The organism is Frankia sp. CcI49, assembly GCF_001983215.1.
Classification (GTDB): Bacteria; Actinomycetota; Actinomycetes; order Frankiales; family Frankiaceae; genus Parafrankia; species Parafrankia irregularis.
The window spans coordinates 52,700-77,640 of sequence record NZ_MOWP01000011.1 but is presented as its reverse complement, the minus strand read 5'-3'; the positions used below and the strand labels follow the sequence as shown (position 1 = coordinate 77,640).

The 24,941-nt window shown below is 71.8% G+C and carries 19 protein-coding genes; 12 read left to right on the top strand and 7 right to left on the bottom strand.

Going from position 1 to position 24,941, the window contains the following annotated elements:
- Window positions 1–535: 535 nt before the first annotated feature.
- Window positions 536–1,270: a metallophosphoesterase family protein gene (locus tag CcI49_RS10805; RefSeq protein ID WP_054568508.1), complete on the bottom strand. Its 735-nt coding sequence runs from the start codon at window positions 1,268–1,270 to the stop codon at window positions 536–538.
- A gap of 145 nt (window positions 1,271–1,415) precedes the next feature.
- On the opposite strand from CcI49_RS10805, the gene CcI49_RS10800 reads away from it, so the two are divergent.
- From CcI49_RS10800 to CcI49_RS10755, 10 genes are all read left to right on the top strand, one after another.
- Window positions 1,416–2,339: an amidohydrolase family protein gene (locus CcI49_RS10800; protein ID WP_198955498.1), complete on the top strand. Its 924-nt coding sequence runs from the start codon at window positions 1,416–1,418 to the stop codon at window positions 2,337–2,339.
- A 76-nt stretch (window positions 2,340–2,415) separates the two neighbouring features.
- Window positions 2,416–2,925, top strand: coding sequence for an MSMEG_0572/Sll0783 family nitrogen starvation response protein (locus CcI49_RS10795; RefSeq protein WP_054568510.1), 510 nt, complete (start codon window positions 2,416–2,418; stop codon window positions 2,923–2,925).
- Window positions 2,926–3,073: 148 nt separating this feature from the next.
- On the top strand, window positions 3,074–4,192 hold the full coding sequence (locus CcI49_RS10790) for an MSMEG_0568 family radical SAM protein (RefSeq protein WP_076826259.1): 1,119 nt from the start codon (window positions 3,074–3,076) through the stop codon (window positions 4,190–4,192).
- A gap of 2 nt (window positions 4,193–4,194) precedes the next feature.
- Entirely contained in the window at window positions 4,195–5,661 is a 1,467-nt protein-coding gene (locus CcI49_RS10785; RefSeq protein WP_076826261.1) for an MSMEG_0567/sll0787 family protein, read from the top strand.
- A complete protein-coding gene (locus tag CcI49_RS10780; protein WP_063793183.1) occupies window positions 5,658–6,605 on the top strand; it encodes a carbon-nitrogen hydrolase family protein in 948 nt (315 codons plus the stop codon). Before CcI49_RS10785 ends, CcI49_RS10780 begins: the two co-directional genes overlap by 4 nt.
- The gene (locus CcI49_RS10775) at window positions 6,605–8,242 is read left to right on the top strand and encodes an NAD(P)-binding protein (protein WP_241839993.1); all 1,638 of its coding nucleotides are present in this window, start codon (window positions 6,605–6,607) and stop codon (window positions 8,240–8,242) included. The genes CcI49_RS10780 and CcI49_RS10775 overlap by 1 nt, the downstream gene beginning before the upstream one ends.
- A 52-nt stretch (window positions 8,243–8,294) precedes the next feature.
- Window positions 8,295–9,476: an MSMEG_0565 family glycosyltransferase gene (locus CcI49_RS10770; protein ID WP_076826255.1), complete on the top strand. Its 1,182-nt coding sequence runs from the start codon at window positions 8,295–8,297 to the stop codon at window positions 9,474–9,476.
- A 213-nt stretch (window positions 9,477–9,689) separates the two neighbouring features.
- Complete coding sequence (locus tag CcI49_RS10765; RefSeq protein WP_054568512.1) at window positions 9,690–10,574, top strand: alpha/beta hydrolase; 885 nt, start codon at window positions 9,690–9,692, stop codon at window positions 10,572–10,574.
- Window positions 10,575–10,715: 141 nt separating this feature from the next.
- Entirely contained in the window at window positions 10,716–11,414 is a 699-nt protein-coding gene (locus CcI49_RS39605) for a phage holin family protein (RefSeq protein ID WP_083749425.1), read from the top strand.
- A 75-nt stretch (window positions 11,415–11,489) separates the two neighbouring features.
- Complete coding sequence (locus CcI49_RS10755) at window positions 11,490–11,807, top strand: DUF3618 domain-containing protein (RefSeq protein ID WP_054568513.1); 318 nt, start codon at window positions 11,490–11,492, stop codon at window positions 11,805–11,807.
- Window positions 11,808–11,850: 43 nt separating this feature from the next.
- Here CcI49_RS10755 and CcI49_RS10750 read toward each other — a convergent pair whose 3' ends face one another.
- Window positions 11,851–13,242 carry a DUF4407 domain-containing protein gene (locus CcI49_RS10750; RefSeq protein WP_054568514.1) on the bottom strand — a complete coding sequence of 464 codons (1,392 nt, stop codon included), beginning with the start codon at window positions 13,240–13,242 and terminating at the stop codon, window positions 11,851–11,853.
- A 240-nt stretch (window positions 13,243–13,482) separates the two neighbouring features.
- Here CcI49_RS10750 and CcI49_RS10745 point away from each other — a divergent pair, with 240 nt between their 5' ends.
- Both CcI49_RS10745 and CcI49_RS10740 read left to right on the top strand, forming a co-directional pair.
- On the top strand, window positions 13,483–13,923 hold the full coding sequence (locus CcI49_RS10745) for an SRPBCC family protein (protein WP_006544117.1): 441 nt from the start codon (window positions 13,483–13,485) through the stop codon (window positions 13,921–13,923).
- A gap of 420 nt (window positions 13,924–14,343) precedes the next feature.
- Window positions 14,344–16,968, top strand: a complete 2,625-nt coding sequence (locus CcI49_RS10740; protein WP_076826250.1) for a Tex family protein — start codon at window positions 14,344–14,346, stop codon at window positions 16,966–16,968.
- A 147-nt stretch (window positions 16,969–17,115) separates the two neighbouring features.
- On the opposite strand, the gene CcI49_RS10735 is transcribed toward CcI49_RS10740, so the two are convergent.
- The 5 genes from CcI49_RS10735 to CcI49_RS10715 form a co-directional block, all read right to left on the bottom strand.
- A complete protein-coding gene (locus tag CcI49_RS10735; RefSeq protein ID WP_076826094.1) occupies window positions 17,116–18,012 on the bottom strand; it encodes a polysaccharide lyase in 897 nt (298 codons plus the stop codon).
- Window positions 18,013–18,236: 224 nt separating this feature from the next.
- Window positions 18,237–20,603, bottom strand: coding sequence for an acyltransferase family protein (locus CcI49_RS10730; protein WP_083749424.1), 2,367 nt, complete (start codon window positions 20,601–20,603; stop codon window positions 18,237–18,239).
- Between the two features lies 1 nt (window position 20,604).
- A complete protein-coding gene (locus CcI49_RS10725; protein ID WP_076826092.1) occupies window positions 20,605–22,035 on the bottom strand; it encodes a right-handed parallel beta-helix repeat-containing protein in 1,431 nt (476 codons plus the stop codon).
- Window positions 22,032–23,399, bottom strand: a complete 1,368-nt coding sequence (locus tag CcI49_RS10720; RefSeq protein ID WP_076826090.1) for a glycosyltransferase family 2 protein — start codon at window positions 23,397–23,399, stop codon at window positions 22,032–22,034. The genes CcI49_RS10725 and CcI49_RS10720 overlap by 4 nt, the downstream gene beginning before the upstream one ends.
- The gene (locus CcI49_RS10715) at window positions 23,396–24,538 is read right to left on the bottom strand and encodes a UDP-glucose/GDP-mannose dehydrogenase family protein (protein WP_076826088.1); all 1,143 of its coding nucleotides are present in this window, start codon (window positions 24,536–24,538) and stop codon (window positions 23,396–23,398) included. Before CcI49_RS10715 ends, CcI49_RS10720 begins: the two co-directional genes overlap by 4 nt.
- Between the last annotated feature and the right edge of the window lie 403 nt (window positions 24,539–24,941).

Sequence of the window (24,941 nt, the reverse complement as noted above, 5' to 3'; positions counted from 1 at the left end):
GCCCGCTATCGCCGTCCGCAGCTATCACAGCCGACAGCGGTCATCCGTGTCAGGAAAAGAGCACCCTCACGTGAAGGCTGGGATCAGTGCGGCAGCTCACCATGGGCGAACCGGATGAACTCGACCAGGAGAATCGACCCGCGCGCCAGATGGCCACTCGGCGGTTCTCGCACCACCAGCCCACCGGATGTGCYATTCATCGGCACGTTTCAGCGATGTTGTGGGCTTGTTTCGGTTCCAAGGCGGGCGCAGGTCACGCGTCGGAGCCGGAAAAAGAAGAAGCCCCGGCGGGCCGAGCAACTCCTGACGTACGGGGGGAACGTAGGGTTTGCGCGGGTCTCGCCGGGACGTATATCCACCTTACGACCCCCAGATGTCAGACGCGACAGGACCAAAGTCCCCACCCTGTGGGACCAACGACATGGAGGGGTGATCCTGTGCAACTGGACACCGTGTCAGGGCCTCGTCGAGCCGTCGAGCCATCGAGTCGTCCAGCCGGAGCCTTCGGCCTGGCCCCCAGGGGCCTGGGCCTTGGTCAGGCCTCCTCGAAAACGATCTCGCCGCGATCCGCGTCGAAGAAGAGCCAGTTGCTGGGGCGGCCGATCGCCGGGCCCACGTTGACGACCGTTGTCACCAGCCCACGCCCGCCGACCGCCCGCGTGGGAACCGGTACCGGTACACCGGAGACCACCGGGACGGACCTGACCGACCCGACCCGCTCATCCGGCTCGGGCTCGTCCTCCCCCCGAGCCCCGGGCGCGGGCGCGTGGGTGCCGCCGTCACCCGGCTCGACGCCCCAGCGGATCTCGAACACCGCTCGCCGGTGCGTGTGCCCGACCAGGATGAGCGGAACCGCCGGCACGTCCTCGACGCGGGGCAGGTAGGAATCCGAGACCTCGTCGTGACTCCAGCCGATCTGGTGCCCGTGCATCCCCAGCGCGCAGTCGATGTGGGTCATCGACTGCCCGGAGAGCAGCGGCGCGAGCAGGTCCGGCGTCTGCTCGGGGGTGAGCAGGTCCCGGATCCGCTCCTCCTGGTTCCCCAGGATGCGCCGCACGGCGACAAGGTCGGACCACAGCTCGGGGTCGGGATCGACGACCTCGTCGAGTGGCCAGAACCGGGCCGGGTCGTGCCTGCGCCAGGGCACCTTCGCCTCCAGGTAGTCCCCAAGGCACACCACCTCGTCGACCCCGACCTTGTCGGCGGCCGCGAGGACCCGGCGCAGTGCCTTGCGCTTCCCATGCAGGTCTGCCATCACCGCGTACCGCATGTTTCCAGCTTGCTCCAACGATGAGGGGGCGGACGGGACGATCAACGGAAAGATCACATCGAGCGGACGGGAACTGCGCCCCGACTACCCAGAGGGGTCATCCGAAGACCAGTTTCCGGCAACGCGAGGACCAAAGGAGCCAGTGATGCGACCGGATTGTCACGTTGGCCACACACGGGAAACACCAGGGTGCTTCACTGCCACCGTGCCGCGACCGGACGTACACGATGGGCATCGACATCTCGGTGTGCTGCCGGCCCATCCCTATTACGRCGGGCCAGCGGTCCTGCCCACGGTCGGTGCCCGCGCCACCATCGCCGAGCTGCGCGCCGACCTGGACTCCGAGGGYACGTCCGCGGCGCTGGTGATCCCGAACTACGGCGTGCCCGACCCGTCGGTCCCGTTCGGGCTGAACGAGCTGTGCGTGGAGGCGGCCCAGGCGGACGAGCGGATCCTCGCCGGTCTGTGGGTGTCGCCGCTGGTACGGGACACGGCGGCCACCGAGCGGGCGCTCGCGCTCGCCGGCGAGCCCGGCGTCGCCGCGCTCAAGCTCAGCTTCCTGCTCGGCGGCGACGCGGACGACCCGGCGTGCCAGGGGCGGCTCGATCGGATCTTCGCGGTCGCGGCCGCCCACGACCTCGTCGTTCATGTCCACACCTCGCCCGGCGGCCCGGCCGACGTCGACCGGATGGGTCGGCTGGTCGACGAGTACGCCGATCGGGTCGCCGTGCATCTGGTGCACCTGGGCGGAGGCGTGAGCGGGCACATCAAGCTGATCGGTGGGCGGTTCTTCGACTGGGTCGCGGCCGGCCGGCGGGTCTACACCGACGCGAGCTGGGCGGTCGGCTTCGCGCCCCGCTGGTACGCGGCGGAGGTCGCCCGCCGCGGCTTCGGCCACGACCGGCTGCTCTTCGCCAGTGACGAGCCGTGGAGCGACCACCCCGGTGAGCTCGCGCGGCTCACCGCCGCGATCGACGACCCGGAGCTCGCGCGCAGGGTCCTGTCGGAGAACTTCCAGGACCTCTACTTCCGAAAGCGGACAGGACGACCACACCCGACGACTACTTGAAGTAGCCCATCCAGGCGAAGATGCAGTAGTCGATCACTCCAGGCCAGACCAGGACCAGATCAGGACAGGAGCACTAATGGAGCTGACGGAGCTGGAGCGCCAGAGCCTCACCGAGGTGCCACACCCGTCGCTCCCCCCGGGGAGCAACCTGTACGGCTCGACGAAGCTGTTCCCCGATTTCCAGGCCGAGAACGGCGAGTCCTACCTCACGCTCATCCACGGCATCGCGCACGAGTCCTCGGTGACCTACGTGGCCATCCTGCAGGCGACCCGGGCCCTGCGCAAAGGCTTCGAAACAGTCATCTATTTCTATGGTCCCGGCGCCATGAACTGCATGGCCACCCGGGGCTTCCCGCACACCGGCGACTCGGCGTTCGCCGGCGAGCACAACATCAACGCTCAGATCGAGACCTTCATCAAGGAGGGCGGGAAGGTCTACGTCTGCCGGTTCGGCCTGTCCCTGCACGGCCTGCGCGAGGAGGACCTGATCGAGGGGGTCATCCCCGCCCACCCCCTCGACATCCAGGACTGCGTGATCTATTACACGCGCAAGGGCGCGATCGTGAACTCGACGTACATGCTCTGACGCCGCATCAGGCCGCGCCGCCCGCGCCGGACCATGCGCCTGGCGCGGGCGCGATCTCACCGCTCCACCCCGATCTCCCGCCCAGGCCCGCCGTTGGATGCCCACGCGCGCCGACGGGCCGGGCGCGGACCCCCGACGGGAGACACAGATGAACCATGGCCTGGCGACCGATCGCCGGCCGGACGAGGCGGCGGACACCCGGCCTCCCGGGGGTTTCGACCTCGCCGTGCGCAGCGCTGTCGCCGTCCACGGAGTGCGTGTCAGCGCTCCGGTCCAGCGCCGCAGCGGTGCCGGGCCGAGCGACGACGGCCACGTCGTCGTCGCGGGCCGAGGCCTGGCCCTGCCCATCGTCCCGACCAGCCCCTACTCCATCGACGCCGGCCGGCTCCTGTTCGCCGGGACGGATCTCGGCGTCGAGGCCACACCGGTACGCCGGCCGCGTTTCTACGACCTGACGACCGCGGACGGGGTGCCGTATTCGCGGCTCGCCCGCCTGCACAGCGCGGACGTCCTGGCCACCACCGTGCTGCAGACCTGCGTCCGGTACCGCGAGCCCGACCGCTGCCGCTTCTGCGCCATCGAGGAGTCACTGCGCGCCGACGCGACGACGAGGCTCAAGACCCCGGAGCAGCTCGCCGAGGTGGCGCGGGCCGCGGTCACGCTCGACGGTGTCCGTCAGATGGTCATGACCACGGGCAGCACCGCCGGCCCCGACCGGGGCGCCAAGCTGATCGCCGACTGTGTGCGCGCGGTGGTGGCCGCCGTTCCCGGCCTGCCCGTCCAGGTGCAGTGCGAGCCACCGGAGGACCTGGCCATCCTCGGTGAGCTGCGCGCCGCCGGGGCGAGCACGATCGGCATCCACATCGAGTCGCTGGACGACGAGGTCCGGCGCCGCTGGACGCCCGGCAAGGCGACCGTCAGCCTCGCGGAGTACGAGCGGGCCTGGGCGGAGGCGGTTCGGGTCTTCGGCTGGAACCGGGTGTCGACCTATCTGCTGGTCGGGCTCGGGGAGGACCCCCAGGAGCTGGTCGAGGGCGCACGCCGGCTCATCTCGCTGGGCGTGTACCCCTTCGTCGTCCCGTTCCGTCCGCTGGCTGGAACGCTCGCGGCGCGCGACGGCGCCCAGGCGCCCGACCCCGAGCTCGTCTCGGACGTGACGGCCCGCGTCGCGGCAGCGCTGGCGGCGGCCGGGATGCGTGGTGCCGATCAGGGCGCCGGCTGCGCGGCCTGCGGGGCGTGCTCGGCGCTGCCCCAGGCCGGGGGATGATCATGTACGGTCTGTTGCCGGGAGATCGCGCTCCATCCCGGAACCGGGCGGAGACGGTGGACACGCTGGCCGTCTGGGGCGACCGGCGCACGCTGGACGCGCAGCCGCCCTACCGCGTCGAACAGGCCGACGACCTGGCGACCTTCACCGCCTATGCGCGGCTGCGGCGCGAGGTCTTCGTCGACGAGCAGGGACTCTTCCCCGCCGGCGTCGCCGGCGACCTCGACGAGGTCGACACCGATCCGCGCAGCATCGTCCTGGTGGCCCGGGTGGTCGGCGGCCCGGATGACGGGGTCGTCATCGGCGGTGTACGGCTCGCACCCATCTGGCGCGGTGAGGACATCGGCGCCTGGCAGGGCGGCCGGCTCGTCGTCGCGACCGCGGCGCGCGCCCGGTACGCGGGGGTCGGTGCCGCACTGGTGCGGGCGGCCTGCGCACGGGCCGAGAACGAGGGGGTGCTGCGTTTCGACGCCGCGGTGCAGCCCGAGCGGGTCCGCTTCTTCGGCCGGCTCGGCTGGATGATCGCCGGGACGACGACGGTCGCAGGCCGCCCCCATGTGCTGATGCGCTGGCCGATCAACCGGCTGGCCGCGGTCGCCGCCTCGATCAAGGCGCCGTTGGCGAACCTGCTGGCCGGCCTGCGTCCGGGCGGCCCCGGCTTCGTCGGCGACGACGGCGCGCCGGTGCCCGGCACCGACGTCGTCGCCGCCTGCGACGCGATCATCCCGTCCATGGTCGAGCGTGACCCGTACTGGGCTGGCTGGTGCGGGGTGCTGGTCAACCTGAACGATCTGGCGGCGATGGGCGCGCGGCCGGTCGGCCTGCTCGACGCGGTCGCCGGGCCGACCGTGTCCCGGGTGGCGCGGGTGATCGGCGGGCTGCGGGCCGCCGCGGAGCGGTACGGCGTCCCCATACTGGGCGGGCACACCCAGCTCGGAGTGGCCTCGGCACTGTCCGTCACGGCACTGGGCCGCTCCGACCAGCCGATCCCCGCCGGCGGGGGCCTGCCCGGGCACGCGGTCACCCTCACCGCCGACCTGGGCGGGGACTGGCGGGCCGGGTACTCCGGCCGGCAGTGGGATTCGACGTCCGCGCGGCGCACCGCCGAGCTGCGCGCGATGCTGGACCTGCCCCGCCGGCACCGGCCGTGCGCCGCCAAGGATGTCAGCATGGTCGGCATCGTCGGCACGCTCGGCATGCTCGCCGAGGCGAGCGGCTGCGCCGCCGAGCTGGACGTCGCCGCGGTTCCCCGGCCGGCGCAGGCGACTGTCGGTGACTGGCTCACCTGCTTCCCCGGTTACGCCATGCTTACGGCGGACGTCGACGACCGCCCGGTGCCGGCGCCCCGCCCGGCGACCTCGGGACGTTGCGGCCGCCTGCTCAACGGCTCCGGGGTGACGCTGCGCTGGCCGGACGGAGTCCTCACCCCGGCGCTGTCAGGCCATGTGACGGGCCTGGGCCACGCGTGAGCACGACGTGGCGCCCGGTGGTGGGCAGCGGGCGGGCGCGGCCTGCCCGCGGCCCGGTGACCATCGCCGCGGTCGCCGCGCCGTTCGGCCGTGACCTGGACGAATGCTTCGCGAGAATCGGTGCGCACATCGACGCGGCCCGGCAGCGCGGCGTGGATCTCCTCGTCCTGCCCGAGGCCGCGCTCGGCGGTTACCTGCACACGTTGCCGCCCAGCGGCGCCGATCTGGCGCCGGACGGCGGGCCGCCCGCACTCGATCCGGACGGACCGGAAATCGCCAGGCTCGTCACGCTCGCCCAAGATATGGTGGTCTGCGCCGGCTACACGGAGCGTGACGGTCCTTACCGGTACAACAGTGCGGTGTGTGTCCACGGTGACGGCGTGCTGGGCCGCCACCGCAAGGTGCACCAGCCACTCGGCGAGGGCCTCGTGTTCGAAGCCGGCCGCTCCTTCACCGCCTTCGACAGCCCGCTCGGCCGGATGGGAATGATGATCTGCTACGACAAGGCGTTCCCGGAAGCCGGGCGAAGCCTCGCCCTCGCCGACGCGGCGATCATCGCCTGCCTGTCAGCGTGGCCGATCTCCAGCACCCAGCCGGCCCAGGAGGTCGGTGACGACCGCTCCCTGCACCGGTTCAATCTCTACGACCAGGTTCGCGCGTTGGAGAACCAGGTTGTCTGGGTGGCGTCGAACCAGACCGGCGCTTTCGGGTCGCTGCGGTTCGTGGGCAACGCGAAGGTCGTCCACCCGGACGGCTCGGTGCTGGCCACCACCGGTACGGCCGAAGGCCAGGCCGTCACGACCGTCGACGTCACCGAGGCGCTACGGCGGGCACGCGGCGGGATGAACCTGCTGGCCGACCGGCGTGCCGCGACCTACCAGCCGCCGTGCCTGCTGGCCGGTGACCCGTACGACCCCCGGCGCTCCGGCGCGGTGGCCCGCTGATGCCGGACGCACTGATGCCGAGCGCCATCGTGATCGGCGCCGGGGCCTCCGGGCTCGCCGTAGCCCTGCTGCTGGCCCGCGGCGGCTGGCGCGTCGACGTCCTCGATCGCGACCCCGACGACCGGCCTTCCGACCTCGCGGACGTGGCGGACTGGCACCGTCCGGGCGCGACGCAGACCTGGCACTCGCACGCGTTCCTGGCCCGGGGCCGGGCCCTGCTCCGCGAGCACGCCCCGGAGATCCTCGACGGCCTGCGGGCCGTGGGTGTCCGGGAGACGCGGCTGAGCGAGCATGCCCCGCCGACGCTGACCGACGTCCCACCGGAGGACGACGAGCTCGTCGTGCTCGGGTGCCGCCGCGCCACCCTGGACTGGGTGATGCGGGATGTGGTCGGCCGGGAGCCCGGTGTCACCATCCGGTCCGGTGCTCGGGTCGCCGGGCTGCTGACCGAAGCGCGCGGGTCGGGGTCCGCGTCGGGAGCGGGTTCCGCGTCGGGAGCGGAGGCGGTGCCAGGAGCGGAGGCGGCGTCGGGGGCGGGTGCGCCGCTGGTGGTTCGCGGTGTGCGCCTTGCCAACGGCAGCAGCCGCACCGCCGACCTGGTCGTCGATGCCGCGGGGCGGCTGTCGCCGGTCCGCCGCTGGCTCGTCGACGCGGGAGCGGAGCTGCCGCCGCCGGCCGAGGTCGACTGCGGCATCGCCTACTACTCGCGCTTCTACCGGCGGCGCGGCCCCGAGCCCGCCGTGGCGCTCAACCGCGGGCACACCGCCGGCGCGTCCTTCGACCGCTACTCCTGCCTGATGTTCCCCGCCGACCGGGATGTCTTCTCGATGACCTTCGGCGTCCTGCCGGAGGACGGCGACATCCGGGTGCTTCGTCACGGCGCGGCCTTCGACGCGGCGGCCCGGGCCATCGAGATGTTCGCGCCGTGGCTTGACGCCGAGCAGGTCGTGCCGGTCTCACCCGTCACCGCGATGTCGCACCTGAGCAACCGGCTACGGCCGCTGGTGGCGGACGGGCGTCCAGGGGTGCTCGGCCTGCTCACGGTCGGCGACGCGGCGATCATCACGAACCCCGCGCACACGCGGGGGGTGACGCTCGCGCTGCTGGGTGCCGTGCGGCTGGCCGAGACGGTCCGGGCGATCCGCGACCCGGCCGACCGGGCGCTCGCCCTCGACCAGTCGCTGCGCACGGAGTTCGCCCCCTGGTTCGAGGACTCCGTCCACCAGGACGCCGCCCGCCTGCTGCGGTGGCGGCCGGACAATCCGGGCGTGCGCAGCGGCGACCACCCGTCACCCACCAATGGTGCGCTGCCGACTGGATACACCCCGTGGCCGCCGAGACCCGAGTGGGGGGCGAACGCCCTGGCCGCGGCCGGGGCCGGCGTCACCAACGGTGAGGCGTACCTGGCCGCCCGCCGCGACCCCTGGGTGTGGGACCGCTTCACCCGCCTGCAGAACGCGCTGCTGCCGCCGTCCGCCGTGCTGACCGACAGCACGTTCGTCGCCCGGGTGCGCGACGTCCTGGCGACGGGCTGGCGCCCGGATCCCGTACCCGGYCCCAGCCACGGGGAGCTGATGGGAATCGCGACCGAGGCCCTCGCCCAGGAGGGCGCCGGCGCCCGTGCCCGTGGGAACTGAGCGCGGCGCCACCACGAGCGGCACCGGGCCGAGCGGCACCGGGCCGAGCGGGATCGGGCCGAGCGGGATCGGGCCGCTCTCGGTGGCACTGCTGACCTACTCGACCCGGCCACGTGGCGGGGTGGTGGCAACCCTCGCGCTCGCCGAGGCGCTGGCGCGGGCCGGGCACCAGGTCGACCTGTGGACGCTGGCCCGCGGTGGCGACACGGGATTCTTCCGGCCGGTCGACCCCGCCGTGCGTGTGCGTGCGGTGCCGTTCCCGGATGCCCCGGGCGACGAGTCGGTCGGGCAGCGCATCCTGCGCTCAATCGCCGTGCTCGGCGAGGCGTTCGACGCGCACCGCGGCACCGGCACCGGTTCCGGCGCCGCCTACGACGTCGTACATGCCCAGGACTGCATCTCCGCGAACGCGGTGGTCGACTGCGTCCGCACGGTGCACCATCTCGACACGTTCACCACTCCCGAGCTGGTCACCTGCCATGAACGCGCGCTGCGCCGCCCGCGGGCGCATGTGTGCGTCTCGACCGCCGTCGCCGCGGAGCTGGCCGCCGGCTGGGGCATCAACGCCACCGTCATCCCGAACGGCGTGGACGCGGCTCGGTTCACCGCCGCGGCGGCCCCGCAGGGCCCCGCCCGGGYGGCCCGGGAACGCTGGCAGTCCCGGCTCGGCCGGTACGTCCTCACCGTCGGCGGGATCGAACCGCGCAAGGGGACGTCCGACCTGATCGAGGCGTTCGCGCTGCTGCGCGGCCGCTCGACGCCGGTGTCGCTGGTCCTCGCCGGCGGGGAGACGCTGTTCGACTACCGTGGCTACCGTGATCATGTGCTGGCCCGCGCCGCCGAGCTCGGCATCGAGCCCGTCCTGCTCGGTCCGGTGCCGGATGAGGAGCTGCCCGCCCTGGTCGCCGCGGCGAGCGTGTTCGCGTTCCCGTCCGCGAAGGAGGGCTTCGGGCTCGCCGCGTTGGAGGCGCTCGCCGCCGGGGTGCCCGTCGTGACCCGCGACCTGCCGGTGCTGCGCGAGGTGCTCGGCGCGGCCGGGAGCGCCGTGTCCTTCGCGTCGTCCCCGACGGGCTTCGCGGCCGCGTTGGACCAGGTTCTCGACGCGACCGAGCCGTGGCCGGGCACGTTGCCGGATCCCGCCCGGACCGCCGCCGGCCGGGCGGTGGCCAGCCGCTTCAGCTGGGATCTCGCCGCGTCCCGGCATGTGGCCTTCTACCGTGCCCTGCAACGATGAACGGTACGGCTGCGCCAACGCAGCGTGGCGGCAACCATGCGACCGATTCCGGAGGGTTCTGGAGCAGGTGCGATTCCGTCTCGACCGGTGAGTCGGAAATCCGACGAATCCGTCACCGAACCGGCAGACACCGGCGCGAGCTCGTCCACGGTGTTTCATCAGGGATGCGGCAGTCGCCGAGGACCACAACGACGAGCCGAACGGCAGACATGGATGTATGACGAAGCACCGGCCTGGTTCGAGGCCGCCATCGATACTCGCCCCGATCGGCTGGAAACCGAGGTCGACGGGACGGCCATCAGCTACCGGTGCTGGGGGCCGGTCGACGGGCCCGCGATCGTGCTGGTGCACGGCGGGGCGGCCCACGCCGGCTGGTGGGACCACATCGCGCCGCTGATACCGGCCGAGTACCGGGTCCTGGCGCTGGACCTGTCCGGTCACGGCGACAGCGGCCGGCGCGAAGAGTACTCGCTGAGCACCTGGGCGTCCGAGGTCATCGCGGTGATCGACCACGCGGGGATCACCTCGCCGCCGATCGTGATCGGCCACAGCATGGGTGGCTGGGTCACGATCACCACCGCGGCGGAGTACCCGGACCGGGTCGCCGGAATCGTCGTCATCGACTCGCCGGTGAAGGAGTCAACCCCCGAGGAGCGGGCGGCGCGGGAGCGGACGGCGTTCGGCCCCCTGCGGGTCTACGCGACTGCGGCCGACGCGCTGGCCCGGTTCCGCACCGTTCCCGAACAGCCGAACAGCCTTTCCTACATCATCGATCACATCGCACGGAACTCGATGGGGGCGATGCTGGGCGGCTGGGCCTGGAAGTTCGACCCCAACGTGTTCGGCAACCGGACACCGTCCCCCGAGATCCTGCGCAAGGTCCACTGCCGGGTCGTCCTGTTCCGCGCAGAGAAGGGCCTGGTGACGCCGGACATCGGCCACCTGATGTACAACCTGCTCGGCCGGGTCGCGCCAGTGATCGAGATTCCGCTCGCCGGGCACCACGTGATGCTCGACCAGCCGTTGTCACTGGTCACCGGGATTCGCACCATTCTCGCGGACTGGGAGCACTCGTCCCCGCAGGAACGCGCCGACTGACGCACTCCCCGCCCCCTCGTCACCCCGATCCGTCCCCCCCGACCACGGTTTATCCGGCGACCGGCGGGCATCCGGGTCTACACCGATCCGTATGGACACCGCCGGAGGGCGGGTCTCCGGTCCGGTTGAGAAGGGGATGGCATGACCAGCACACTCAGCCGCCAGCCGACGACACCGGCCACACCCCCCGTGGACCGCACGGGGATACCGCCGGACGCGCAGGTCACCGTGCGTGTGCCGGTCGACGGCTCGCCCCCGGCGAACGCGGCCACCGGAGCGCGCCAGGCGAGCACGGTCGCACGGGGAGCCAGCCCGCACGGGGCCGCGACAGCCACCCCGACGGCCTCCGGTGTCGGCGCCGGCACCGCCGTTCACCCCGGCTCCGGGGCCGTCGCGGTGGGCACCGAGGCCGGGAGCATGCCCGGTGCCGGGAGCACGAGCGGCGCCGGCCTTGAACGGCGACGCCCGGCGTCGACCGGGCATCTCGTCGCCGAGGTGGCGACCGACGTCTCGACGCTGTTCCGCCAGGAGGTCGCCCTCGCCAAGGCCGAGCTGCGCGAGGAGGCGACGAAGGCCGGCAAGGGCGCCGGCATGTTCGCGGCGGCCGGCGGCGCCGGCTTCTTCGCACTCGTGTTCGTCCTGCTCGCCGTCATGTTCGGGCTCGGCTCGGTCATGGCGCTGGGATGGGCGGCGCTGATCGTGGGTGTCGTGCTGGCCGCCGCGGCGGGCGCACTGGCGCTGCTGGGCCGCCGGACGGTCAAGGCGGTGCACCCTGCACCGAAGCAGACGGTGGAGACGCTGCGCGAGGACATCCACTGGGCCCAGAACCGGCGGCACTGACCACCCCGCGCCGGCACCCGGCACGGCAGGCACCCGGCAAGGCAGGCACCCAGCATCGTCGAAAGGATGGCGCACGTGACCAGCACCAAGCCCGACGAAATCCGTTCTGAGATCGAGGCGACCCGTGCGCAGCTCGGCCAGGACCTCGACGTGCTGTCCGACCGGCTCCGCCCGCACAAGGTCGCCGGACGCACCGCGCAGGGCGTGAAGACCAAGGTCGCCGGTGCTGGCACGGCGGGGCGCACGAAGGCGACCTCGCTGGCGGTGGTGGGCCGGGACCGGGCGCGGGAGAACCCGCGAATCGCCGGCTCCGCGGCTGGCGGCGCGGCCGCGCTCGGCGTCCTGACCGCTGTCGTCGCACGCCGCCGCCACCGGCGCGGTCACACCGCCTAGCCCGGGCCCGAGGCATACCCAGCCGGGCATACCCAGCCGGATGTCAGTGCTCGGCGGCGTCCGCCGGTGGTCTCGGCGAGGCCGTCGGGCCCGGTTGTGCCGCCGCCGGTGGCACCTGAGCCGACGGTGGTGTGGCCGCGGGCACCTGAGCCGTCGGAAGGCCTGGTGTGCGCGGGACCGCGACGATGCCGTGCCGGGCACGCAGCTCCAGCAGCTGCGACTGCCGATCCGCGCTGATCTCCTCCTCGGCCAGACGTGCGTCGGCGGTGTCGGCCGTCCAGCGGACAGCGCCTTCGACGCCGTCCCGCCGCATCTGGTAGTCCTCCCATCGGGCCGCGAGCCGGGCCGCCACCGCGGGCGCGAGATCCCGCCGCTCGCGCGCGTTGTGACCCACCTGCAGTGCCTCGACCTCGGCGGATGTCTCGTCCCGCCACCGGGCGAGGCGTTCCCGGCGCCGGTACGGGCTCGCGTCCAGCCCGCGCTTGGACAGCAGTGGCGCGAGGTCCACCCCGAGCAGCAGCAGGGTCAGCAGCAGCCGCCATGCGAGCACCGACCGGTCCCGCGTGGTCAGTCTCCAGAACGCCTTCTCCCGCATGAGCAGGTCGTTCGCCGCCACGCTGGTGCTGGCGGCGGTCCTGGCGAAGGCGGTCCGGTTCTTCTCCTGGGTGGCGCGGAACTCGTCCAGACCACGCTGGGCGGTGTCCCGCAGCCGGGTGGCGTCACCTACGGCGGCGGTGGCGGCGGCCAGCTCGGCGAGCTTGATCTGGTAGATCGGCCCGGCCCCGACGAGGCAGGACGGGCCGCCGGTGAGCTGGCAGTTCACCTCCGCGGTCTTGGCCTCGACAAGTGAGTTGGCGGCATCCAGCCCCCTTTTCTTCGCGGCCAGATCAGCGGTGCGGGCGGCCAGCTCACCCTCCTGGTTCGCATCCCAGGAGGCCATGATCCGACCGTTCTCCTCCTGCTGGATCTCGGTGACGGTGGTGGCGATCGAGGTTTCGAAGATGCGGAGCAGTATGGCCTCGCCGACGATAATTGCCCCGCACACCGCGATGAAGACCCGGACCATCACGGAGAAGCCCGGTCCGGTCGTTTTGACGCCACCCTCCGCGTCATATCGGTAGGACGACTGCGTCAGCAGGACGGAGCGGTCGATGAAGAATATGAACAGGGCGTAGAAGAGCCCGTAGGGAAGCGCGCGGGCCATTCCGGTGCCGAAACCGACGGACACCACGGTCGCGCCGGCATACGTGGCGAGTGCCGAGGTCAGCAGCATCAGCACGCCCGCGGTGACGAACCGGGCCCGGTCGGTCGGCGGCAGGAATTTCGGCTGTGCTCCGGCGAGGAAGACCAGGGTGTCACCGACCGCGCGCAGCGGTCCGCGCGACGGAGCCGCTACTTCCCCAGGATTACTGGACGTCTGCGGAGAATGTTGCACAGGACCCCCGTCCAACCGGCACGACACAGGTTTCGCGCTGCCTTCTCCACAAACGGACCGCGCGCGACGGGCCCCGCCGCCGGGCAGCGCGGTCACATTATCGACCGGGCGGCGTTCCCACAATTCGCCGGTGGCGGCCCGCGACGATGGGCTCGTGCACCGCATTTGCGGCCCCTGGGATAGTCTCGGCATTGCGCGGACGACGGCCATCAGGGCCCAGCCGAACGGACGGAGTGGCGAATGGCACGTATCAGTGTCGAGGTGGAGCGGATCGTCGGCGGGTCACCGGAGCGGGTGCTGGCCCTGCTGTCCGACTACGCGGGCACCCGGCCGCAGCTGTGGCCCGAGATGATCACCGACTATCGGGTGGTCGAGGGCGGCGAGGGCGCCGGTACCCGCATCACCTACCGGCTGCACGCGACCCGCAAGCGGGTGCGCGAGGTGGACGCGCTCGTCAGCACCCCGTCGGCCGGCAAGCTGCTGGAGGCCGACCAGCGTTCGTCACTGCGCACCGAGTGGTCGGTCCGGGCCGCCGGGGCGGGCGGCAGCACGGTGTCGGCGCACACCACCTGGGATGGCGCGAGCGGCATCGGCGGCTTCTTCGAGAAGACCTTCGCCCCGATCGGCATCCGCAAGCTGAGCAACGCCGTCCTGGACGGGCTTGAGGCCAGGCTGCACTGACCCGGCCAGCCGCCACGGGCCGGCGGCAACCCGCCGGCGGCCGGCGGACCGCGGTCACGGTCCGTATCCACGCCCGGCGTGGCCGCGTGGAAGGCCTTCGGATCACAGCGGGGCACTTCCAGGGCGGGCACAGTGTGGGCCCGGTGCGGGCACAGGCCTGCGCCGCGGCTCGGGGCTGCCCGAGGCTGCCCGGAGGTGGCCTACCCGAACTGGGGGACGAAGCGCGCCCAGCACGCCGAATAAGCACAAAAAGTACAGACGTGACCATGTGCGCGTGCCCGCACCAACGAGTCCCGCCGGGGCACCGTGCTCCCCCCGACCGCCACGGGCGATCGGTGGAGAGGGATTATCTGGAGTACCAACCCCCGGGAGAGGTACCGGCGGGGACGATGAGGACACAGGCAAAGGCGGTTGCGGATCGTGACGACGGCGTCCCTCCCGGAGACGGTGACTGTCCAGGCGCGGATCGCCGCGGAGCTGGGCGTACGCGAGGGGCAGGTGGCCTCGGCGATCGAACTGCTCGACGGCGGGGCGACCGTGCCGTTCATCGCCCGGTACCGCAAGGAGGCGACCGGCACCCTCGACGACGCGCAGCTGCGCGCGTTGGAGGAGCGGCTGCGCTACCTGCGGGAGCTCGAGGAACGCCGGGCGGCGATCCTCGACTCCATCCGCAGTCAGGGCAAGCTTGACGACGCGCTCGAGGCGCAGATCATGGCCGCCGAGACGAAGGCCCGGCTGGAGGACATCTACCTCCCCTACAAGCCGAAGCGCCGTACGAAGGCGCAGATCGCGCGCGAGGCCGGGCTGGAGCCGCTCGCCGACGCCCTGCTCGCCGACCGCACCCTCGACCCGCGTACGGCCGCCGCGGCCTACGTCGACGCGGAGAAGGGCGTCGCCGACGAGACCGCCGCGCTGGAAGGCGCCCGCGCCATCCTGGTCGAGCGCTTCGCGGAGGACGCCGACCTGATCGGCGACCTGCGCGAGCGGATGTGGTCCCGCGGTTTCCTCGTCAGCCGGGTGCGCGAGGGCAAGGAGTCCGACGGCGCCAAGTTCGCCGACTACTTCGACTTCGCCGAACCCTTCACCAAGCTCCCGTCGCACCGCATCCTCGCGATGTTCCGCGGTGAGAAGGAGGAGGCGCTCGACCTCAGCCTGGAGCCGGACGCGCCCGTCGACCCGGCCGAACCGGCGGCGGCCGGCCCCAGCGACTACGAGCGGCGCATCGCCGACCGCTTCGACATCGCCGACGAGGGCCGCCCGGCCGACCGCTGGCTGCTCGACAGCGTCCGCTGGGCCTGGCGGACGCGGATCCTCGTCCACCTCGGTGTGGACCTGCGGATGCGGCTGTGGACAGCCGCCGAGGACACCGCCGTGCGGGTCTTCGCCGCGAACCTGCGCGACCTGCTGCTCGCCGCCCCCGCCGGGGAGCGGCGCACTCTCGGCCTCGACCCCGGCTTCCGCACCGGCGTGAAGGTGGCCGTGGTCGACGCCACCGGCAAGGTCGTCGCGACCGACACGATCTACCCGCACGTGCCGGCCCGCCGCTGGGACGAGTCGATCGCCACCCTGGCGCGGCTCGCCACCGAGCACAACGTCGACCTGGTCGCCATCGGCAACGGCACCGCGTCGCGGGAGACCGACAAGCTCGCCGAGGACCTGATCCGCCGGCACCCGGACCTGAAGCTGACCAAGGTCATGGTCTCCGAGGCCGGTGCGTCGGTGTACTCGGCGTCGGCCTTCGCCTCGCAGGAGCTGCCCGCGCTGGACGTCTCCCTGCGCGGTGCGGTGTCGATCGCGCGCCGGCTGCAGGACCCGCTGGCCGAGCTCGTCAAGATCGATCCGAAGTCGATCGGGGTCGGGCAGTACCAGCACGACCTGTCCGAGACCAGGCTGTCCTCCTCGCTGGATGCGGTCGTCGAGGACTGCGTGAACGCGGTCGGGGTGGACGTCAACACCGCCTCGGCGCCGCTGCTGGCCCGCGTCTCCGGCATCGGCGGCGGACTGGCCGACAACATCGTCCGCCACCGTGACGCCAACGGCCCGTTCCGGTCCAGGACGGGCCTGCTCGACGTCCCGCGGCTCGGGCCCAAGGCGTTCGAGCAGTGCGCCGGCTTCCTGCGCATCCGCGGCGGCGACGACCCGCTCGACAGCTCCAGCGTGCACCCGGAGTCGTACCCGGTCGTGCGCCGCATCCTGTCCGCCGCCGGCGGCGAGCTGGCGGCCCTGATCGGTGACACGAAGACCCTGCGCGGGCTGCGGCCGACGGACTTCGTCGACGACGCCGTCGGTCTGCCGACCGTCACGGACATCCTGGCCGAGCTGGAGAAGCCCGGCCGTGACCCGCGGCCGGCGTTCCGCACCGCGGAGTTCACCGAAGGCGTGGAGACGCTCGCCGACCTGACGCCCGGCATGGTCCTGGAGGGCGTCGTCACGAACGTCGCGGCCTTCGGTGCCTTCATCGACATCGGCGTGCACCAGGACGGGCTCGTCCATGTCTCGGCGATGTCGAAGAACTTCGTCAGCGACCCCCGGGATGTCGCCAAGCCCGGTGACATCGTGCGGGTGAAGGTGCTCGACGTCGACATCCCGCGCAAGCGGATCTCGCTCACCCTGCGGCTGGACGACGCCGCCCCGGGCACTGCGGAGGCCGGCGGCGGTGGCCAGGGCGAGCGGCGCACGGGTCGCGGTGGCGGCCGAGGCGGGGCCGGCCGCGGTGGCGCCGGGCGGGACGGCGGCCAGGCGGCCGGAGGGTCCTCGGGTGAGTCGGCCGGCGGGCGCGGTGGCGGTGGTGGCGGCGGCCAGCGTCGCGGCGGCGGGGCCGGTGGCGGTGGCGGTGGCCAGCGCGACGGTAGCGGCCAGCGCGGTGGCGGCGGCGGCCAGCGTGGCGGCAGTGGTGGCGGCGGCGGTGGCCAGCGCGGTGGCGGGCGAACCGACGGCGCGATTGCCGACGCGCTGCGCCGCGCGGGGCTGGTGACCGGCAACGAGGTCACGCTCGGAGACACCGGTAACGACAGCAGGGACAGCCGCCGCCGCGGCCGCCGGTAGCCCGGTAGCCCGGTTTGGCGAGTCGCAAGAGTGGACGATTGTGGTCGTCGCGACGACCACAATCCTTCCTTCTTGCGGGTCGCCAGGCGGCCCTGCACCCCCTTTGTCGCCCTTGCACTAATTGTCGGCGGGGATCCCAGGATCGTCTCAGCACAGCCCGGCGGGAGCCGCCTCGATGAAGCGGTCCGAGACCACGAAGGTCGCGAAGTCCGCGTACTGGTTGATCGGGCTGGCCCAGCTCAGGTCGTCGCCGCCGAAGAAGGTGGAGAAGAAGACCCCCTCGATCCGCAGCGCCGGAGTGGTACGGAAGAGCATTCCGTCCTGGCGGAAGACCTCGCGGCCGTCCACCCAGACGACCACCGAACCGTCGGCCAGGCCCGGGGTGTTGAGCCGAACCCGCTGCTGCACCACCGCCCAGCGCCCCGGGACGAATTCCCAGGTGCCCAGGCCGAGAGTCGTCCCGTAATCCGTCGATGTCGGCAGGTAGGCATACACCTGCCCTTTTCCACCGGCGCGCCACATGTATCTCGTGGAGAATCCGTTGGTTCCGTCCGGAGTGTGCCCACCAGCCACGTGGTCACCACCGAAAAGACCTGGCAGCTTGCCGCCCCGGGCAAACTGGAAACCTTCCTGAAAGCGGACCCGGTAGCTGAGGTGGACGTCGTCGCGGGGGCCGTCCCGAAAAAGGAGATAGGCCTGCGCGCCGCCGGAGGGCGCACCGTCGCGCTCGACCGACAGCTGGCTGGCCGACCCGGCCGGGTAGCCGACCCGGATGTATCTCCACCCGCAGCCCGCGCCGGCCGGCCGCACGGCCACCCGCTCCAGGCCGTACGAGCCGTGCCGGCGGATGACCAGCCCGGGCCCGAAGAAGCTCTGCAGACGCGGGGCGACGGGCGTGGTCGCCGGAGCCAGCAGCGGCACCTCGGGAGCACGTTCGGGATCACCGTGCCGCGGACCGGACGCACAGCCCGCCAGGGCACCGGCACCGGCACCGGCACCGAGCAGCGCCGCCAGCAGCACGCTCCGTCGCGACCCTGCACTCACCGCGTTCTCCCCCGACCCGCGTTTTGTCTCTTCTGCCGCTGGGCGTCACCCGTTCCCCGCGGGCGCAGGACCACATGTTGCGCCTGACGGCGGCCCGGGGCGGTGCAGGCCGCGCCCGGCTGAGCCTTTTCCATCGTCGACTCGGATCCGCAGCATCGCTGGCCGTGCACCGTGAGACGGAAAAGGCTCAGTATCGCCGGTGAAACACCCGCGGATCGGTCAGGTCAGCCGGCCAGCCGAACAAGGGCCGGACCGAGATAGGATGCCAACGCGGTCGAATACGTCCCGGTTATGTGGCTCTTGTCGTAGTACACGATGGTGTCACCGATGATCGGCGGGCACTCGTCCTTCGTGCACAGCCACGGAACCGGGTCGACGAGCATCGCTCCGCCGGCCGCCGCACCCCTGATCTCGATGGCGCGCTGCGGTTCGGTCAGTTTCGCGCCGGCGACCCGAACAATGCACCTGCGAACGTTCGTCGGGTTCCGGGCCAGGCAGTCCGGCACGTCGAAGCCCGGGTAGGGGGTGTCCTCGATGAGGACGACCTTGGCCCCGGTCGAGCGCAGGTCGCGCACGACCTTCGTCATGCCCCCGGGCCCGACCCGAATCGCCTCCGTCCGCGCCTCCGAGCCGATGACCACCAGGTCGGGCGACAGTGCCCTGATCCGGCCCAGCACGTCGGCACGCCAGGTGTTGCACTCGGTGTAGACCCGCTTGAGGGTCTCCAGGACGAAGTTCGGGTAGTCCGCCGGCGGGCAGCCGCCCTTTGTGTACGGGACGAGCCGCCAGCCGTTCCGCCGACTCACCTCGTTCATCGCGTTGAACCACTGGTTGGCGTGGGAGTCGCCGAACAGCACCACCGTCCGCCGGCCCTGAGGGTCGCCGTAGACGCAGTCCGTCGGGGTGCCGCTGGTGATCGAGGTGTAGCACCGGTTCGACTTGTAGTCGTTCGGGGCCTGCTCCAGCGACGGCCGCAGGCCCCCCGGCAGGTCGCCGAGGTCCAGCGACCGCTCGATCAGCCCGGTGAGCGCCGCGGACCGCACCGTGACGGCACCCGTGCCGGCCGGGTCGGCACCTGAGGCGGCCGGTCCGTCCGGGCTGAGCGGGCCGGGGCCGACCGTCGCCCCGACGGCCGCGGCCAGGCTGGTGGTCGCCGTCGGGCCGCCCGTGGGCAGCGCGGCGGCCTGGGCGACGAGGAGCGCGACCAGCACCGCGGCACCGGACGAGACCAGGCCGAGCCCCAGCCCCAGCGCCGGCCGCCGGGCCAGCACCGGCCTGCGCCGGATCGGATTCTCGACCAGGTGGTACGTGAGGACCGCGAGCACCAGCGACAGTGCGATGGCGGCGAGCTTCTCACCCGTGCGCAGCGGCTCCCCGGAGGCCAGCGGCCAGAGAACCAGCACCGGCCAGTGCCACAGGTACCAGGAGTAGCTGACCCGTCCCACCAGCTGGCACGGCCGCCGGCGCAGCAGCAGCTCGGCGCCGCGGCGCGGCGCGGCGCACCCGCCGGCGATGACCAGTGCCGACCCCGCGACCGGCAGCACTGCCACCAGCCCGGGGTACAGCGTGTCCTCGCCGAACACGCAGGCGGCCACCAGGATGCCGGCGAGCCCCAGCCAGGTCAGCTGTGCGGACAGGGCTGGCCGCAGCCGGCCCAGCCGCGGTGCTCCCAACGCGACCAGCGCGCCCAGTGCCAGCTCCCAGGCCCGGGTGTGGCTGCCGAAGTAGGCCCAGGGCGCCGACCGCGGGGTGAGGACCGCGCTGAGGGTCAGCGACGCCACCACCACCACGAGCAGCAGCACCGCGACCGGGCCGGTGCGCCGCCGTCGGGCCGGGCCGACCAGCGCGGCCGTCACGACGAGCAGCAACGGCCACACCGCATAGAACTGCTCCTCGACCGCCAGCGACCAGAAATGCTGGAACGGCGAGGGCGGGCCTTCCGCCCGGAGGTAGTCGGTGCCGGCCTGGGCCAGCCGGATATTGATCGCCGACACGGCCGACAGCGCCGCGTCGACACCGGTCGAGTGGATGCGCAGCGGCGACACCCACCGCCAGGCGCCGAGCATCGTCGCCACGATCACGACCGTGGCGGCCGGCACGATCCGGCGGGCCCGGCGGGCGTAGAACCCGGCCAGCGAGATTCGTCCGCGGGCGGATCTTTCCGTGATCAGCTGCCGGGTGATGAGAAAGCCGGAGATCACGAAGAACACGTCGACGCCGACGAAGCCACCGGGAAGGGCCAGTCCGGAGTGGCCGAGGACGACCAGGATCACCGCGACCGCACGCAGGCCCTCGATATCCGGCCGGAACTTTCTGAGCCGACCAGCCGACCCGTCCGTCGTGTCCAGCCCATCGGGCCGGGCGGGACCGGCGGGCCGGGCGGGACCGCCGGCCTGGTCGGGGCTGTCCGGCGTGTCCGCGACGGGAACGGCCGGAGCGGGCCCGGTGCCGACGGGCGCGGCCGCGGTGGGCGGCCGCGCGTCGGTCACCCGCGGGTAGAGCAGGCCCGGATAGGCGAACGTCGTGCCCGGGGATCGCTGGTCGGACGCCCGTGGGCCGGGCGCGGTCGGCGTGCCTCCACCGGCGGCCAAGTCAGGTCCCGACAGCCAGCGCCGGGCGGCCGCTCATCCGGTCCCGCCGCCGGCGCGCCAGCCCGGTCACGCCGGCCAGCAGCACCACGACCAGCGGCACCGCCGACCAGATCCCGATCAGGACCCGCGGCCGCCACTGGTCGCCGTTGTCCCGCACGGTGTTTCCGGCCAGCTCGACGCCCTGGCTGGCCAGCTGGTTGCCCTCGACCGTGTTCCCGCGGACCTGGACGTTCGCACGGTCGCCGCGAGCGTGGATGCCGACCCGGTTGCCGGTGACCATGTTGTTCGCGAGCACGTTGTCCGGCGAGGAGGCGAGCACGATGCCGTCGCCCCGGTTCCCGGTGGACGTGTTGCCGATGATCCGGTTACCGGTGCTGGAGGCGTCCATCATGATGCCGTTGAGCCGGTTGTCCCGAGTGATGTTGCCTTCGACGACACCGCCGGTGACGAAGTCCGAGAAGATGATCCCGTGCCGGCCGTTGCGCTCACTCACGTTGTGCCGGACGGAGATGTTGGTGGAATAGCTGTGCGGGTCGACGCCGTAGAGCGTGTTGTCGTGGAACCAGTTCTGTTCGATCAACACGTCCCGGGCGTGGTCCGTGTACGTCCCGATAAAGCTGTGGTCCACCTCGGAATGGGTCATGCTCCCGGTGGAGCCGTCCGACCAGGCGACGCCGTAGGAGCTGTTCCAGTCCCGGCCCAGGTAGCTCAGATGGCTGCGGGTGATCGCGAGATGTGCCTGGTGGGTGGCGACGATGAACGGGCGCCGTTCGTCGACGGCGTGGCGGTTGACGTCCCCACCGGCAGTGTCCGGCCGGACGTTGACGCCGTTGAGGGTCAGCCGGCCGCCGTCGACGCCGAGCAGCACCCCACGGCGAACGGTCATCACCAGATCCGTGACCGGCGCGGTCACGGTCAGCGACCCCCCCGGTGACACGATCAGCGCCGCGTGCAGCGTGACCTTCCCGTGCCCGTCCTGGTCGATCCAGGACGGATCGTCGACCGCCCGGACGACATCCGGCAGGCCTGTCACCGGACCCGCCAGCGGGATACTGCGGACCAGCTCACCCCCCGCGACGAGGGCGATCTCGGTCCGGCGCAGCGTGATGCCGCGGATGTCCGGCGCCGGCGCGCTGTCCCGGACGTCGATGGTGTTGGGCGGCAGGCCGAGGATCACGTTGCTGAGCGGGTCGTAGGACGGCACGTAGGCATGCCGGTGGAAGAACTCGCTGGTGGACTGCAGCTCCCGGTACTGGCGCCCGACGGTGACACTGAGCGTCACGGCGCACAGCAGCGTCATCACCACCATGAGCAGGTGGACACCGCGCCTGCGGGACCGCTCACGGCGCAGCAGGGCCGCCGTCAGCGCGTGGTTCGCCGTCAGCAGGTCGTTCGCCGAGCCGGCGGCCGGGGCCGGGGATCTCGTGGTCATCGAAGCCGTTCCCCGATCGTGGAGGGAATCCGCTGGGTGTCATCCGTGGTGGAGGCGCCCCGGGCTGTCGGGATGGTCGGCGCGGTGATCTGGTCATCGCGGCCGTCGCCGTCGCGGCCGTCGCGGCCGTCGCGCTCCCGCTGGTCGCTGGTCGCCGCGGTCTTGGCGATGACCTCGAAGCTGCGCGGGTTGCCCATGTAGAGGGTGGTGATGAGGGCGACGATGGTGAAGGTCGCGGTGATCGGGGCCAGTACGACCGCGGCGAGCGTCTGCAGGACCCGGTTGGTCCAGAAGCTCGCGCTGCTCTGGCCGGGCCGGCGCAGCCCGGCGTTGACCCAGCCGCTCAGCCCGAAGTTCACCAGCCAGACCACGAGCGAGCACCAGAACAGCGAGTGCGCCCAGCCGGCCACCTCGATGACGTCGGTGAGGATCAGCACGACCGCGGTACCCGACGCGAGGAACGTGAATAGGCTGAGGAAATACCGGATCGCGATCCGGATCGCCGCGCCGAGCGGCAGGACGTCCCGGTTCACGATGGCGTGGATGTTCCCCCACATCCACCGGCGGCGCTGCTTGAAGTACGCCTTCCACGTCCACGGGGAGGTCAGCTGGATGTACTCGTGGAAGAAGCCCCACCGCAGCCCGGCGGCGGCGGCGTTGCAGCCGAACGTGAGATCCTCGGAGGCGAAGATCCGCCAGTCCCAGGTGACGGTCCGCTCGGTGTGGCCGGTGATGGTCAGGCCCTCACCGTGGACGAACAGCGGGCGGCCCAGAATTCCCTGGAACGAAGAGCAGTAGGTCATGCAGTTGTGGAAGCGCAGATCGTCGATGTGGCTCAGCAGGAAGTGCGCGAACGGCCCCCGGCCGTAGTCGATTCGCGGCGCTGTCACCCCCTGGCAGATGTCGTAGTCGGCCGCATAGGCCGTCTCCAGATATTCCCAGGTCGGTGAGGTGTCATCGTCCAGGAATGTAATCTTGGTGTCCGCCGTGTCGTAGCCGAGATGCTGGCGGACGATACGGCTGAACTCCAGCGCCCGGGCCTTGTACTGCGCCACGCAGCTGAAGTCGGTCGGGACGGTGATGACCCGGTCGGCGTCGGGGTACACATCCCCGTTGCCGGGCTCGTTGGTCACCCAGATCTCGTAGTCCATCGTCATCGGGTAGGACCGGATCTCCCGAATGATCTCGTTTACCCTGTCCTGTTCCCGGCCGACGGTGGTGATCTGGATTATGTAGCGGGAGAAGAGGTCCCGGTTCTGCCGGAAGGTCGTGTGGAACCACCATTCACCGGCGGCCAGGATGAAGATCTCCATCAGCGGTCGCAGAAAGGCCACGAGAAGCAGCCACGGCAGCACGGTCCTCATCGCTGCGTACCGTCCGTCGGCTCGAGTCCGAACGGGTCCGTGGCGTGGCGCGGGATCTCGTCAGCCGCCCGGATCTCGTTGGTGGACCAGCGGACGCCGCGCTCCCCCGCCTCGGCGGCCAGCACCGCAGCCCTGGTCGCACGCCCGGTCGAGCCCAGCCCGCGGTCCGCGGCGCCGGAACGCCCGGGCAGCGGCTCCCGGAAGTAGTCGACGTCGTCGACGTCGATGCCGTCGGTCCCCTCGCTCCCGTCGAAGTCGCCCCGGTCGGCCCGGTCGGTCCGGTCGGTCCGGTCGACGAATCTGGAGTTCGTCTCGATGACCGATCGCAGGATCGGCATGTCCACTCCGACCCCCGCCGCGAACCCGAGGAAGGCCATGGTGTCCTTCGGCAGGCACACACCGCCGTAGGGTGCCCCACCCCGGGTGCCGTAGGCGGGGTTGAAGGACGCCTCGGCCGACCGCGAGACCGTGTCCGCGATCGCGCCGAGGTCGAGCCGCAGCCGATCCGCGACCGTGTACATCTCGTTCCAGAACGAGATCTTGGTCGCGTTGAAGAGGTTGTGCGCGCACTTCACGAACTCGGCGGTCATCGGGTCGTCGAAGATGCGCAGACTCCCGCCGAAGGGGGCGAAGAGCTCCGCGAGCCGCTCCTGGACGCGCCGGTTCCGGGATCCGATCACGGTCATCCACGGCCAGCGGAAGTCCTCGGCCGCAGAGGCGGCACGCAGGAACTCGGGATTGCTGGCGAGCAGGAATCCGTCGCCCTGGCGAAGGCCGGATTCCTGCTCCAGCAACGGGCCGACCAGGCCATCCGTAGTACCCGGATCGACGGTGCTGCGTACGACTACGGTATGACGGCCACCGCTCACGCGCAGCGCCTGCCCGACCCCGCGGGTGCCGGCGACGAACGCCGACAGGTCATAACGGCTGCCGACGTTGGGCGTCGGCAGCGTGAGGAAGATGAAGGAATCCCGCTCTGCCCGGAGATCGAGTTCGGCCCGTGCGTCCAGGCCGAGCCCCTGCAGAAGGGAAACACGCTCCGGCGCGACGTCGACGAAGGTCACCTGGTTGCCGGCCTCGAGCAGACCTTTGCCGGTGGCCGTACCCACCACGCCGGATCCAACTACAAAGATTCGCATCTTCTCAAGCTCCTTGGGGCCGCCCGGGCACTGAATGGCCAGGCGGTATCGAGCGACGGCGGACGATGACGTCCGAGACGGTGATGCGGCAGGGCACACTGCGCCGCCCCGGTCCGCGGTTGGTTTCTTCCTGATCGGCGGCTGACGTCCGCCGGAAATGGGCATGACAAACTGTGTACCTGCTGCTCTCAGGTGTTCGCCGCCCGCGCGGCCCACCCGGCCGGCTTCGCGACGCCTCCGCAATACGGCGCTCCGCCGCTGCGCCAGGTCATGCGTACACGGGGGCCCACGGCCCCGTCCGCATGCGGCGGCGCCGCAGCATGCGGCGTCACACGATGCGGCGCTGTCAGTGATTCCCCCTGCGGTTCTCGGTCGGACCCCGGAACCAACCCCCCACATTTTT